The 13,341-nt window shown below is 25.1% G+C and carries 12 protein-coding genes and 1 pseudogene; 4 read left to right on the top strand and 9 right to left on the bottom strand.

Annotated features, from left to right (window positions below; genetic code table 4):
* Nucleotides 1-17: 17 nt before the first annotated feature.
* A complete protein-coding gene (gene gap, locus AAHM82_RS04755) occupies nt 18-1,028 on the bottom strand; it encodes a type I glyceraldehyde-3-phosphate dehydrogenase (RefSeq protein WP_342264682.1) in 1,011 nt (336 codons plus the stop codon).
* A gap of 240 nt (nt 1,029-1,268) precedes the next feature.
* Here gap and AAHM82_RS13420 point away from each other — a divergent pair, with 240 nt between their 5' ends.
* Together AAHM82_RS13420 and AAHM82_RS13415 are read left to right on the top strand one after the other, a co-directional pair.
* The gene (locus tag AAHM82_RS13420) at nt 1,269-1,709 is read left to right on the top strand and encodes a transposase family protein (RefSeq protein ID WP_342263396.1); all 441 of its coding nucleotides are present in this window, start codon (nt 1,269-1,271) and stop codon (nt 1,707-1,709) included.
* Nucleotides 1,706-2,097 (top strand): annotated as a pseudogene (locus AAHM82_RS13415) (transposase family protein). The gene AAHM82_RS13420 and the pseudogene AAHM82_RS13415 overlap by 4 nt, the downstream one beginning before the upstream one ends.
* A gap of 144 nt (nt 2,098-2,241) precedes the next feature.
* Here AAHM82_RS13415 and AAHM82_RS04745 read toward each other — a convergent pair.
* The 8 genes from AAHM82_RS04745 to AAHM82_RS04710 all read right to left on the bottom strand — a co-directional run bounded on the left by AAHM82_RS04745 (nt 2,242) and on the right by AAHM82_RS04710 (nt 12,308).
* Nucleotides 2,242-3,225, bottom strand: a complete 984-nt coding sequence (locus tag AAHM82_RS04745) for an IS1/IS1595 family N-terminal zinc-binding domain-containing protein (protein ID WP_342264681.1) — start codon at nt 3,223-3,225, stop codon at nt 2,242-2,244.
* 156 nt (nt 3,226-3,381) lie between these two features.
* Complete coding sequence (locus AAHM82_RS04740) at nt 3,382-4,266, bottom strand: ATP-binding protein (RefSeq protein WP_342264680.1); 885 nt, start codon at nt 4,264-4,266, stop codon at nt 3,382-3,384.
* A gap of 21 nt (nt 4,267-4,287) precedes the next feature.
* Nucleotides 4,288-5,292 carry a DnaD domain protein gene (locus AAHM82_RS04735; protein WP_342264679.1) on the bottom strand — a complete coding sequence of 335 codons (1,005 nt, stop codon included), beginning with the start codon at nt 5,290-5,292 and terminating at the stop codon, nt 4,288-4,290.
* A gap of 162 nt (nt 5,293-5,454) precedes the next feature.
* Complete coding sequence (gene mutM, locus AAHM82_RS04730; protein WP_342264678.1) at nt 5,455-6,285, bottom strand: DNA-formamidopyrimidine glycosylase; 831 nt, start codon at nt 6,283-6,285, stop codon at nt 5,455-5,457.
* 14 nt (nt 6,286-6,299) lie between these two features.
* Nucleotides 6,300-8,915 carry a DNA polymerase I gene (polA, locus tag AAHM82_RS04725; RefSeq protein WP_342264677.1) on the bottom strand — a complete coding sequence of 872 codons (2,616 nt, stop codon included), beginning with the start codon at nt 8,913-8,915 and terminating at the stop codon, nt 6,300-6,302.
* A 101-nt stretch (nt 8,916-9,016) separates the two neighbouring features.
* A complete protein-coding gene (locus tag AAHM82_RS04720) occupies nt 9,017-9,487 on the bottom strand; it encodes a hypothetical protein (RefSeq protein ID WP_342264676.1) in 471 nt (156 codons plus the stop codon).
* 1 nt (nt 9,488) lies between these two features.
* Nucleotides 9,489-11,471, bottom strand: coding sequence for a hypothetical protein (locus AAHM82_RS04715; protein WP_342264675.1), 1,983 nt, complete (start codon nt 11,469-11,471; stop codon nt 9,489-9,491).
* 444 nt (nt 11,472-11,915) lie between these two features.
* Nucleotides 11,916-12,308, bottom strand: a complete 393-nt coding sequence (locus AAHM82_RS04710; RefSeq protein WP_342264845.1) for a transposase family protein — start codon at nt 12,306-12,308, stop codon at nt 11,916-11,918.
* A gap of 68 nt (nt 12,309-12,376) precedes the next feature.
* On the opposite strand from AAHM82_RS04710, the gene AAHM82_RS13410 reads away from it, so the two are divergent.
* Complete coding sequence (locus AAHM82_RS13410; RefSeq protein WP_342263396.1) at nt 12,377-12,817, top strand: transposase family protein; 441 nt, start codon at nt 12,377-12,379, stop codon at nt 12,815-12,817.
* Nucleotides 12,814-13,206, top strand: coding sequence for a transposase family protein (locus tag AAHM82_RS13405; RefSeq protein ID WP_342264845.1), 393 nt, complete (start codon nt 12,814-12,816; stop codon nt 13,204-13,206). The genes AAHM82_RS13410 and AAHM82_RS13405 overlap by 4 nt, the downstream gene beginning before the upstream one ends.
* The last annotated feature ends 135 nt before the right edge of the window (nt 13,207-13,341 follow it).

The following is a 13,341-nucleotide window of genomic DNA, read 5'->3' as shown; positions in this document are numbered from 1 at the left end:
TCCGCCTTAGCCATTATTTATTCCATTAAGTTTGCAATATGATTAACTGTTCGGCATAGTTGATTAACATATGACATTTCATTATCATATCAAGCAAAAACTTGGATTAATTGATCGTCTCCTAAAGTCATTACTTTAGTTTGCGTACCATCAAATAATGAACCATAACTAATACCAATAACATCACTAGAAACAATCGGATCTTCAGTATAACCAAAAGACTCATTAGCAGCACTTTTCATTGCTTCATTAATATCAGCAACTGTTACCTTTTTATTTAAAAGGACAGTTAACTCAGTAATTGAACCAGTAACTACTGGCACTCTTTGAGCTGCACCATCTAATTTTCCTTTTAAACTTGGTAACACTAACCCAATCGCTTTAGCAGCTCCCGTAGTATTTGGAATAATATTAACTGCTGCCGCTCTTGCTCTTCTAAAATCACCTTTACGATGTGACCCATCCAAAATATTTTGATCATTAGTATAAGCATGAATTGTTGTCATTACTCCAGTTTTAATACCAAATTTTTCATCTAATACTTGTGCCATTGGTGCTAAACAATTAGTTGTACAAGATGCCGCTGAAATAATAGTATCACTAGCAACAATTTCATGATGATTAACATTAAACACAACGGTTTTTAAATCAGCTCCCGCAGGTGCTGAAATGACAACTTTTTTAGCTCCCGCAGCTATATGAGCTGTCGCACTTTCCTTAGTAACAAATAACCCTGTTGATTCAACAACAACATCAATATTTAAATCTTTTCACGGTAAATTTTTAGGATCCTTTTCAGATACAATTTTAATTTCATGACCATCAATAACTAAACTTGATTCTTTAGTAATAACTTCCTTATCAAATCGCTTTTGTGCTGAATCATATTTTAATAAATGACCTAGCATCTTAACATCACCTAAATCATTAATTGCTACAACCTCAATATTTTCATAATTCATTAATATTCTTAAAGTTAAACGACCAATGCGTCCAAACCCATTAATTGCAATTCTTTTCTTTGTCATTCTGTTTTCCTCCTATATGCACTGCAATAATTATACAAATAACTCATTTATTTTACAATTAAATTTTTAATTTTGTCGAAAACTCTTGATAAAATAAAAAAAATCATCAACTTGATAATTTTAAAAGGCTTTTATGTAAAATTATTATTTTTACTTTAACTTTTTTATACATTAGACTTCTTGCAAAATTAATTTAAAATATAATTGAATTGTTGTTTTTAATAAAAAGGTGGAATTTAAATGAAATTTAAAAAAAATAATCAAATAAGTGATAAAAATTTTTTAAGATTAACTGGTATTAAACATACTACTTTTAATAAAATGCTAGAAATTTTAAAAATAGAAGAATTAAAAAAGAGATTTCGTCGCGGAAGAACCAATAAATTATCATTAGAAAATCGTATTTTAATGACTTTAGAATATTGAAGAGAATATAGAACTTATTTTCATATTGCAAAAAGTTATGATATTAGTGAAAGTAGTTGTTATAGAAATATCAAATGAATTGAAGACACTTTAATAAAACACCCTAATTTTCAACAACTTACTGGTCAAAAATCACTATTAAAAGATTATTTCAAAGATAAGACTGTTATAATTGATGTAACTGAAAGCCAAATCCAACGCCCAAAAAAAGACAAAAACAGCACTACTCAGGAAAAAAGAAAAAACACACAATAAAAACACAAGTTATAATTGAAAAAGATAGTAAAAAAATTATTAGTTCTGATTTTTCTTATGGTAAAAACCATGACTTTAAAATTTTAAAAGATTCAAAAATTAAATTTTTACCAGAAACAACTGTTTTAGTGGATTTAGGTTATCAAGGCATACAAAAAATTAATCATAATGTTTTAATTCCTAAAAAAAATCAAAGAAAAACCCTTTAAATAAAGAAGAAAAGCAAAATAATGAGCGAATTTCAAAAATGAGAATTGTTATTGAAAATGTTTTTGCTATACTTAAAAAATTTAAAATTATTAGTGAAAAATATCGAAATCGTAGAAAAAGATTTGCTTTAAGATTTAATTTAATAGCTTCAATTTATAATTTACAACTATTAGTTTAAATATATTTGATAATTTAAAATTTCAGTCTTTTTTTATTGTAAATAATAATTTTTATTATGTTTTAATGACAAAATATTTGTAAAAATAATCTAAAAATTATTTTAATAACACTTTTATATTTATTTTAAATTTAAAAATTATAATTATCATATTAATTTTGCAAGAAGTCTATTAAAATATAATACCGCTGTTTGTTGGTTTGGAGTTAAACCCTTATGTTGGTATTTTCATTTTCAGAGATTTAAATAATTTTGAATATTAGTAAAACCTAAACCATGATAATGAATTAAGGTTTCTTTAAGACTAGATTGTAATTTACTGATTTTATTTAAGTTACAATAACTAGCTTCAGGATTAGTTGTTGTTTTAGTTACACATAAAGTAGAATTTGTTTGTTTTGCTACTAAAAAATATAATTTTTGCATATCAGAAGTAATAATTGAATTTTCGTTAATTAATTCTTTGTTCATATTTTCAATAACTCATTGTTTTTGTAAACGTTTGGTGTTTGTGGATTTAACATAAATATTGTTATTATTATCAATTGCCATTTGAATACAGCATTTAGTATTAGTTGCGAATGGGTCAAGGTGAATTCTTCGTGGATCAGTTTTATATTTGAAATTTCCTTTATGGATTTCTTTAATAAATGTTTCATCGATTTGGATTTTACCAGATAATTTTTTAAATTTTAATTGGGTATTTTCTAATTGTTTTGATTTCATTAATTTTTGACGATTATATCAAGCAGTTTTTAATGTAGTTTTAATAAAACGAGAAATTATTTTACTAGATTGCCCCAGCAATGAAATTTGAATCAATAAATTTCATTGTTCATAATTTAAATGACTTCAATAAATAAAATGATTACGAAAAGCGTCAAAACTTGCACGGCAATTTTTACATAAATATTTTTGTTTTCCTTCTGAATTATGTCCATTTTTAACGCAATGGTAAGATTCACATTTAGGGCATTTAATACCTTGCGCTCTAAATTTTTGATCAATTTCATTTAACCGTTGTTGTTTTTTTTTTATTAATTCTGCTTGTTGTTTGACTTTTTCATAAAATTCTAAAAATTGATCATCTGTTAAAGTATTTACTAGTTCTTGAATTATTTTTTCCATAATTATTATCCACCTCTATCATATTAAAAATATACCTAAAATTAAGTATATTCAATAAATATCAAGAGTTTTCGACAAAATTAAAAAATTAAATTAGTAATTTTCTTCTAAAACACTATCTAGAAATTACCAAAGACATTGCGAATTGTTGCCAATTTATTGAGCATATTTACGAAGAACATCCCCCCCTAATAATACTGGTTTTGCCAAGTATCTAATTCTTTCTACTAACCGAATTGATTTCACAATATCAATATTTTTATATTTAGCATTACGACTATAATATTCTTGTAAGTTACCCATATCATAATTAGAAGTAAAAAATGTTGATAAATTATGCTGCATCCGATAATTTAAAATACTAAATAAAACCTCATCACGAGTTCACTCCGATACGGGTTCACCAGCTAAATCATCTAAAAATAACACATCACAAGTTTGGAGCTTATAAATATCACTAGCTAATGAATTAGTTGCTTTCGAAATCGCTTGTTTTAATTGACTCATTAATTGGGGAACAAAAACAAAACATACTTTATAATCACTTCGAACTAAACTATTAGCTAATAAAATAGAAATATAAGTTTTACCAATACCAGGAGCACCATAAATATATAATCCTGTTGTTTGCTCTTTTTTAAGGAAATTAATAAAATATTCTTTTAATTTTATGCGAATAAAATCATTTTCTGGTAAATGAAAATCAGTTTCTAATGATAAATTAATCATTGATAAAGGAAAATGACAAATTAAATAATTATTACGAATTTTATCATTAGCTCGCAAATATTGACGATGTAAACAATCTTGCATTTCTAAATAAATGCGTTGATTTTCATAAACTAATTCTAACCGATATCCAGGAATTAATTGTTGACATTCATTTCAATTCAAACCATCCAAACATTCAACAAAATTATTTAAATATTTTTCTAAAATATCACTATTTCGTAATAAATCTTTTTTTAGTAATTGATGTTCAGCAATAAATTTTTGCAAAGCAACAATCTTAGTTTTTTGAATTCGATGATAGATATCCATAACAATCACTTCCTTCCATAATTATGTTTGATAAAGGGGGTCTTCTTGTAACCATTTTGGAATAATACCCGTATTTCATTTAATTTCATAATCAAATTTTGATTTTTTAACAATTTTATTAGATTTTACTTTTTCCTTATTAAAACTTTGAACATAAGCAGTTCTTAAATATATCATTGCTTGTTCAACAGTAGTAATCTGCTTTTGTTGTAATGTGCTCGCAATTTTTTCTAAATAAGCCACAACCAAAAGTTTATTATTTTTATATCACACATATTCAATTAAACAATTAGTAACTTCTGGTGACAAAGTATAAGTAACTAATAACTTAGCCAATAACTGTAAATCTTTCGCTTGTAAAGGAAAATTTTGTAATAATGTTAAATATTTATATGGTGATATCGTTTGCATTTCATAAATTTTTTTTTGTAAAGGATTTTTCATATCTTCATTAGAAATTTCTAATGATTGTTTATTAGTTTCTGACAAATGATTGGTTTGGAAAATAAAATCAGCACTAGAAGCATCTGCTTTTACTATTGATAAAGGAAATACTTCATTAAAGCATTTTGTAATTTTTTTATAACTTGACAGATCTTCTTGATATTGAATAAATAAAAACTTTGTTCGTTCATAATCATTAAGAGAAAGATTATTAATTAGCAATTGATTAAATTGTTGATGATTAAAAAAGTCTTGTGGTGCCATCGGAGCAAATAATTCATAGTAATAAGTAACACCAATATTGGTATTATTACGATAAACATCAAGTAGATTTATTGCTTCTAACCGATTTCTCGCAACTTCAATTTCCAGTAATGATAATTGTAATAAATTTTGCAAGCGTAAATGAGAATTATCTAAATTTAAAACTTTCATTGATAATTGTTCATTTAATAAAGCAAAATATAGCGAAACAGCATTAACACCAATAATTGGTTGATATAAATGTTGAACTAGCTTTTGCGTTTCACTACAAATATAAGAATTAATAATTATTTGAAATTTTTCTTCTGGTTGTAACATTTTTATCTCCACCTTATTGTCTTATTTATTCTATGACAGAATAATAGCGATGTAAATAATAAACAATAAAAAAATCATTACCCACCAAGTTATCCACAACTTAGTGCTAAAAATATCTTATAAATAAGATGCTTTAATCTACTTATCCACATAATTCACAACTTATAATTTATTCTGACATTGACAGCAAAAATATGTACCGCGACCATTAAGCTTAATTTTTTTAATTATTGAAGAACAAACATAACATGCTAATGCTTCTCTTGTATGCACTTTCAATAATTGCTGATATGTCCCTTTAACACCAACATTAGAAGTATAACTAGCAATTGTTGTTCCTTTTAAGTTAATCGCTTGTGTCAAAATTTGTTTCGCATTATTTAAAATTGCTTTTAAATGCTCAGTTTGTAATTTATTACATCTAGTAACCGGATGAATTTTACTAGCAAATAATACCTCATCAACATAAATATTTCCTAAACCACTAATAATACTTTGATCTAACAGCATTGTTTTAATAGCTCGGTTCTTATTTTTAAATTTCTTTTGTAAATAACTAACAGTAGCCCTTGATTCAAAAGGTTCTGGCCCCACTTTGATTAATGGTGCTAATTGTTCATATTCATCCTTTTTTTGCAAATGAAAAGTACCAAATCTTCTTGTATCATGATATCTTAATTCACAACCATTACTTAATTCTAAAACTAATAAAACATGTTTTCATTCAATATCATCATTAAGATTTTGATAATAATATTTACCTTCCATTCGTAAATGACTAATTAACACAAAATCTTCTAATTCAAAAATTAAATGTTTTGCTTTTCTTTTTAAATCAAGAATTTTTTGTCCAACAATCAATTTTCGAAATGATACTAAGTCGGGTTGTTTAATTACTGAACTTCAATAAATTCTAATTCCTGTAATAACTTGATTGCAAACAAAAGGTTGTAAACTGGCACGAACAGTTTCTACTTCTGGTAATTCTGGCATTAACTTAATCTCCTTTATACTTCATATCAATTATTTCCTGTATTAATATCAACCGTTAAGGGCACCTGCAATTTTGTTGCCAAATTCATTGCTGAATTAACAATTTTTTTAACAATTTCTAATTCATTTTCATATACTTCAACAATCAACTCATCATGGACTTGAGCAACAAGATACGATTTTAAATTATTTTGTTCTAATTGCTGATCAATTTTAATTAAAGCTAATTTAATTATATCAGCTGCTGTTCCTTGAATCGGAGCATTAATTGCTACGCGTTCTGCTGCTTGTTTAGCGACTCAATTCCGATCATTAATCGTCGGAATATATCGGATCCGATTGAATAAAGTTTTAACAAATTTATGTTCTTGACAAAATTTAATTGTATTATCCATATAATGACGAATTTCAGGAAAAACAGCAAAATATCGTTCAATAAATTTTTTTGCTTCGCTAATAGAAATCATTAATTGTTTACTTAAACCAAAATCAGAAATACCATACACAATCCCAAAATTAACAGTTTTCGCAACTCTTCGTTGCTGTTCACTAACTTCAGCTTGATTAATAGAAAATATTTTACTAGCAGTTAATGAATGAATATCTTCATTATTGTTAAATGCTTTAATTAATTCTTTAACACTAGCCATATGTGCTAAAACTTTTAATTCAATTTGCGAGTAATCACTAGATAATACCACTTGTGTGCGAGAATCATTAGGAACAAACACCTTACGAACTAATTTTTGATGAATATCATGAATACTAATATTTTGCATATTAGGTTCTTGTGAAGATAACCTTCCTGTTGTTGTATTAGTTTGATTATAAATCGTATGCACCTTACCATCTGCCAAAATATATTTTTCTAAACCTTTTAAATAAGTTGAATAAGTTTTTTGATATTTACGATATTCCAAAATTTTATCAATAATTGGATGCAATTGTTGCATTTGTAATTGCATTAATACTTCTTGTGCCGTACTACCTTTTTGTAAATCAGGTAATTTTAATACATCAAATAATAATTCTTTTAATTGTTTAGGAGAATTAGGATTAACATCTTGTTGCGCTAAACTATTAATTTCTTCATTTAATTGGGTGACAATTTTTAATACTTCTTTTGTTAACTGTTCTAATTGTTTCATATCAACACGAATACCGTGAAACTCCATTTTTGCCAATACAAAAGCACAAGGAAACTCAATATTTTTATACAACTCTAATTGTTGTTGTTGTTCTAATTTCTTACTAAGAAGCGGTTTTAAATGTAAAATTCATCAAGCTTTTCTAGTAATAAAGCCAGCAACTTCTTGTAATTCTCGTACAACCTTTTTTTGATTTTTACCATAAAACATTTCATCATTCATAAAAGTTTGTTCAGCAAAATAATTAATAACATTATCAATCGTTACTTTCATATTCGCATTTAAAATATAACCTGCTAATTGTAAATCAAAAGCAATACCTTTAACTTCAATATGATGTCATTTACAACCATTAATAACTTTCTTCAAATCAAAAACATCTTTTAGACACTTTTCATCTTTTAAAAATGCTAAAAATAATTCATCAGTACTAGCAATAAGATAATCTAAATAAAATGCTCCTTTATCGTTAACAACACCAAACCCAATAATGTCTGAAGTATAATAATTATCACCACTCATTTCAACAAATAACGCATTTTCAACACAATTATAATTAGCATCTCACTTACGCAAAATTTTACCTTGATCTTTATTATTAGCTTGTGAAAGATTATTTGTGTCTAAGCGATTAACTAATGACTTTAAATTATATTTTAAATAAAATTCCTTTAAGCGAACTAAATCTCTATTAATTGTTAACAAAGATAAATCCTTAGGAAAAGGAACATCATATCTTAAAGATGCCATTTCTTTACATAATAAACCGATATTAGCATTATTCACAATTTTTTCTTTAACCGCTGTTTTCAATTCTTCTTGATGGGTAATAATATTTTCTAATGTTCCAAATTGATGTAACAATGATAAAGCAGTTTTCTCACCAATCCCTTTAATACCTGGAAGATTATCACTGGCATCACCTTTTAATCCTTTTAAATCAGGTATTTGTTTTGGGGTTATATCTCATCTTGCTTTTAATGAATCAACATTAATAATTTCTACTTGTGATAATCCCTGTTTTGGTTTAACAATTACCGTATTAGCAGATAATAACTGTTCTAAATCACCATCCGATGACAAAATTTCAATTTCTCAATTTAAATCAATTGCCTTTTTATTAATCGTAGCAATAATATCATCAGCTTCAAAATCAGGATGTTCATATCATTGAATTCCATAGGCATCTAAAAACTCACGAACTAACGGTAATTGCTGTAATAATTCTTGTGGGGTTTTAACGCGTTTTTCTTTATAACTAGGTAATATTCCATAACGAAAATTTTTAGGTCCCGCATCAAAAGCAACCAAAACTAAATCATAATTTTGTTTTAAAATCTTTTCTAACATTGTAATAAAACCTAACAAAGCATTAGTTGGTGTTCCATCATTTGCTCATAAAGTTATGGAATTACTATATGCTGTTGCGTAATATGCGCGAAAAACTAAACCATTACCATCAACTAATAATATTTTCTTCATTAAAAAATTTTCACCTAATCCTATTTCATTTCTTAAATTATTATAACAAATAAAGTTGTTGAAAATAAAAACAGCAAAGATTTTGCTGTTTTTATTTTCAACTATGCAGGGTTGGCAGACTTATTTTTCTCTCAAAATTTTCAATTATTAGCAACAATCTCTTTATTTTTCATTCGATAGGCAACTAGTAATAAAAATCCCGCCCCAATCATTAATAGTAAAGAAATAACTAATCCAATTGCCATTCTCTCGCCATTATCAGTATTATCAATAATTGTAAAGATAAATGTTAAAAAACCAATAATTATATAAATACTACCAATTATTCAAAAGAAAATCCTTCTTTTTAAACCTCAAATATTTGTAATAACAAATGTAAAAAAAGCAATAATAATTAATATATTTCATAATGTTTGAGCAAAATTACTAGTTCAAAAATTTAGTTTTAAAACAACAGTATCATAAATAACAAATTTAGACTTAACTAACTCCACAAAACCATAAACAATCATTAAAAAAAATGCTAACGAAATTACTATTCGGCCAATTACTGCCCATTTTGTATTTTTCATTTTATTTAATCTCCTTATTCCTAAATGCTACAATTTTAAAATTATTGCTAGCAAGACTATTGTAATAATTTTTTGTTTTTCATTTAATTGAATAAACATTATTCATCTTACCTTGGGAAAAACTAATATCATATGATACTTCTAATGAATTATCAATATCATTATACTGCATTTTCGTATTAGTAATCTCTCAATAATTACTATCTTGATAAAATCTCCGATATTTCATATTAATAGTGCCATTATTATCATTAACAATGCGATCTAAAATTCCGTTTTCACTTGTTAACATTGTTAACAATTTAGCAACCTCGGTTGTACAATTGGAATCACCATCTTTTTTACAAGAACTAATAGTCTTAATAAGAGTGGCCAATACTCCATCCGGTATTAATTCACCTTTCTGACCATTATATCCAAGGATTTCCAATAATGCCACTTTTGCTTGCTCGTTGTCAATTTCAATGGCAGTAAGAATCTTTTTAATCTTTGCTTCTGTTAACACCTGATCTTGAATTACATCGACTAACTTATTAATTCCGGTTAAACCATCATTTAAATTAATATTTGTATCATTAGGAAGAAAATTTAAATATTTTTTAATATTTCCAAAAATGGGATCTAATATTTCTTTAATTTTAGGAAATGCTTTTGGGAAAAAAGCAATATCGATACAAAACATAGGATGAAATCCCACACAAACACCGCCAATTGAAACCACTTCAATTAATGATAATGAATAAAATAAAATTAACTCAATTTTCTTAACTAATTCATTTAATTGTGGTGTTAATCTCATAATTAATAATATCTTTCGTAAACTTAATCCGCCATCATTTAAAGAAAATACTTTTGTTAACTTATTTTTTAAATTACTAATTACTGATTGATCGAAACCAACATATGTCATCCTTAATTGTTCATCAATAGCTTGCTGAATATTTTTGGGAATTGTACTAACTTCGTACCAAATCTTATTGGGTTCATCAAAAGGAAGACTAGCATACATTTTCATTACATAAGAAATAACTGGTAAAATTGGTACTAACAATGAAATAATATTTTTCGAATTTTTAAATCCATTTTGAAAATTTTCTAATATATATTTATTAGTTACTATTAAAACATTTTTATCCGCCGAATCCTTTATTTCAATACCAAATGTTGCCATCATTGTATCATAAGCAGCTTCTACTTCGGCATCATCTTTACTATCATATCCTTTACAAGAACTTTCAGCTTTTTCTTTCTCTTCATCATTTTCTTTCTCTTCATCATTTTCTTTCTTACAACCAATTTGAACAATTATTTTTTTAATTCTTTTTTGTGACCACTGTAGTGCTTCAGCATATGTTACTTTGCCAACAAAATTATCATTATGTTCAGTAAGATTATTTCGTAATTCAGTAATAATATCAGCATAACCACCAGCATTATAATCATTTCAAAAACTTTCAATATTACTTTTAGTTAAAAAAAACATAATGGGATCTAAAACGGACCCACTATTAAAAATTTCTTTTAATGTATCAACAGTTAAAGTGTTAAAAATTGAACCATATGTTCGAATTTTACCTAAAATATTATTTTGACTAATTAAATCAGCATAGGGTTTTACATATTTATCATTAGAATTAATAACTTTATTAGCTAAATCTTGCGAAGCAAAAAACTCTTGATGACGAGGGAATCAATTATTATCATTGGTTTGTCCAAAATACGAATAAGAAATATTTTTAAAAATTAAATTATCAACTTTATTTTCTAAAATATCATTAATAACTTGCGAAGCATCTCATTTTTTTTCTCTACTTAATATTATTGCTTTAGTAATTTCGCCAGTAATTGCCGAAAAATCATTTAATTTAGCAGCGATGCCTTCATCAATCTTAGTTTGATAACGAAAAGTACAAGCAACTAACGTTAAAATTTGAGAAACTGATAATAATAACACTACTCAATATTTCATTATTTTTCTTTTCATAAATTAAACCTCAACTTTTATAAAACAATGCAAGAGAATTTTAAACTTTTTAGAAAAATAAAGCAAATTCAAATTATGAAAAGGTCGCGTTTAGTTTTCTTAGGTATTGCTTTGAAGAAGTAAAACAATCAGCTAATTATATTATTTAATTACTAAACCAACCATACCTTTCTTGTTATTGTCATTTTTATTCGCTACCATTTTATCATATTTATTGAATTTTTACACAATAAAAAATTTTTTTAATTTTGTCGAAAACTCTTGATATTTATTAGACTTCTTGCAAAATTAATATGATAATTATAATTTTTAAATTTAAAATAAATATAAAAGTGTTATTAAAATAATTTTTAGATTATTTTTACAAATATTTTGTCATTAAAACATAATAAAAATTATTATTTACAATAAAAAAAGACTGAAATTTTAAATTATCAAATATATTTAAACTAATAGTTGTAAATTATAAATTGAAGCTATTAAATTAAATCTTAAAGCAAATCTTTTTCTACGATTTCGATATTTTTCACTAATAATTTTAAATTTTTTAAGTATAGCAAAAACATTTTCAATAACAATTCTCATTTTTGAAATTCGCTCATTATTTTGCTTTTCTTCTTTATTTAAAGGGTTTTTCTTTGATTTTCTTTTAGGAATTAAAACATTATGATTAATTTTTTGTATGCCTTGATAACCTAAATCTACTAAAACAGTTGTTTCTGGTAAAAATTTAATTTTTGAATCTTTTAAAATTTTAAAGTCATGGTTTTTACCATAAGAAAAATCAGAACTAATAATTTTTTTACTATCTTTTTCAATTATAACTTGTGTTTTTATTAGACTTCTTGCAAAATTAATTTAAAATATAATTGAATTGTTGTTTTTAATAAAAAGGTGGAATTTAAATGAAATTTAAAAAAAATAATCAAATAAGTGATAAAAATTTTTTAAGATTAACTGGTATTAAACATACTACTTTTAATAAAATGCTAGAAATTTTAAAAATAGAAGAATTAAAAAAGAGATTTCGTCGCGGAAGAACCAATAAATTATCATTAGAAAATCGTATTTTAATGACTTTAGAATATTGAAGAGAATATAGAACTTATTTTCATATTGCAAAAAGTTATGATATTAGTGAAAGTAGTTGTTATAGAAATATCAAATGAATTGAAGACACTTTAATAAAACACCCTAATTTTCAACAACTTACTGGTCAAAAATCACTATTAAAAGATTATTTCAAAGATAAGACTGTTATAATTGATGTAACTGAAAGCCAAATCCAACGCCCAAAAAAAGACAAAAACAGCACTACTCAGGAAAAAAGAAAAAACACACAATAAAAACACAAGTTATAATTGAAAAAGATAGTAAAAAAATTATTAGTTCTGATTTTTCTTATGGTAAAAACCATGACTTTAAAATTTTAAAAGATTCAAAAATTAAATTTTTACCAGAAACAACTGTTTTAGTGGATTTAGGTTATCAAGGCATACAAAAAATTAATCATAATGTTTTAATTCCTAAAAGAAAATCAAAGAAAAACCCTTTAAATAAAGAAGAAAAGCAAAATAATGAGCGAATTTCAAAAATGAGAATTGTTATTGAAAATGTTTTTGCTATACTTAAAAAATTTAAAATTATTAGTGAAAAATATCGAAATCGTAGAAAAAGATTTGCTTTAAGATTTAATTTAATAGCTTCAATTTATAATTTACAACTATTAGTTTAAATATATTTGATAATTTAAAATTTCAGTCTTTTTTTATTGTAAATAATAATTTTTATTATGTTTTAATGACAAAATATTTGTAAAAATAATCTAAAAATTATTTTAATAACACTTTTATATTTATTTTAAATTTAA

The organism is Spiroplasma endosymbiont of Clivina fossor (genome assembly GCF_964031115.1).
GTDB lineage: Bacteria > Bacillota_I > Bacilli_A > Mycoplasmatales > Nriv7 > Nriv7.
Note: the sequence above shows the minus strand (reverse complement) of the source record. Positions and strands in the feature narration are given on the sequence as shown.